A 1,395-nucleotide genomic window follows, 5' to 3' on the forward strand; every position below is an offset into this window, starting at 1 on the left:
GCAAGACGCTTCTATGTCTGTGGTGATCGGTTCGGCTGGTTGCCGTTAGGTTCGGCGTCGATGATCGCTTGGGTGACTCATTGTCGATCCGGCCGCTTCGAGTGTGGGCGTGCCTTGTGCAAGACCTGTCCCCAGGTGGTCGTCGGCGCCGGCCCGGCCCACCTTGCTGGCCTGATCAGAAGCCTGCCCGTGCGAGCGCACGTGGCCCATCACAGATTTGCCGCCGAGGTGACTGCATCCCGAGCCGACGCCGACTGTCCCAGTCGTGCCTGGCAAAGGGAGCAACAACTGAGATGGCACAGATCGTAGAACGGGTCACGGATCGCTATGACGTGGTGGTGGGGGTCGATACCCACACCGACACGCACACCGCTGCCGTGCTCGACCGGCTCGGAGCAGTCGTGGCGCAGGTCAGCGTTTCTACCGACCCGGACGGGTTGAGTCGGCTGCTGGCGTTCGCCGCCGCACACACCCCCGCGCAGGGGCGCCGGTTGTGGGCGGTGGAGGGCACCCGGGCGCATGGTCAGGGGCTGTGCCGGCTGTTGACCGCCGCCGGTGAACCGGTCTGCGAGGCACCCAAACCCATCGCGGCAGCCCGCCGTCGGGGCGGCAAGTCCGACCAGCTGGACGCGGTCGCCGCCGCCCACGCGGTGCTGGCACTGTCCACCGACCGCATCGCGGCGCCCCGCAGCGACGGACCCCGCGAGGCGCTACGCCTGCTGCTGGTCTGCCGCCGCCACCACAGCGACACGCGCACCGCCACGGTCAACCTGATCAAAGCACTGATCCTGACCGCCGACGACGCCCTACGCCACGCCCTACAAGGGCTCAGCACCACCCACCAGATCGCCCGCCTGGCCGCCCTTGAGGTGCCCGAGAACACACACCTGCCCACCGAGGAACACACCCGCCGCCGCGAACTGGCCACCCTCGCCCGTCACATCCACACCCTCGACGCCGCACTAGCCGACAACCATCGACGCCTACGCGCCCTCGTCACCGACCTGTGCCCACCCCTGCTCGACCAACCCGGAATCGGACCCGTCACCGCAGCGATCGCCCTCACCACCTGGTCACACCCCGGCCGCGTCCGATCAGAAGCCGCCTGGGCCACCCTCGCCGGCACCGCCCCCATCCCCGTGGCCAGCGGCCGCACCGACCGACACCGCCTCAACCGCGGCGGCGACAGAACCCTCAACAGCGCCCTACACACCATCGCCCTGACCCGCCGCCGCATCCACCCCGAAACCCGCGACTACATCAACCGACGACGCGCCGAAGGCCGCACCACCAAAGAAATCAACCGCTGCCTCAAGCGCTACATCGCCCGACAGCTCTACCGCATCATCACCACCCACCACCGCACCGCCACTTGACAACCCCACTCACAGATCG

General features: G+C 68.8%; 1 protein-coding gene. It reads left to right on the forward strand.

Annotated elements, in window-relative coordinates:
* Positions 1-293 precede the first annotated feature (293 nt).
* Positions 294-1,376, forward strand: coding sequence for an IS110 family transposase (locus tag ABZ272_RS32000; RefSeq protein ID WP_355053675.1), 1,083 nt, complete (start codon positions 294-296; stop codon positions 1,374-1,376).
* Positions 1,377-1,395 lie beyond the last annotated feature (19 nt).

Origin of the sequence: Micromonospora sp. NPDC005979, from assembly GCF_040614415.1 — a bacterium.
Lineage (GTDB): Bacteria > Actinomycetota > Actinomycetes > Mycobacteriales > Micromonosporaceae > Micromonospora.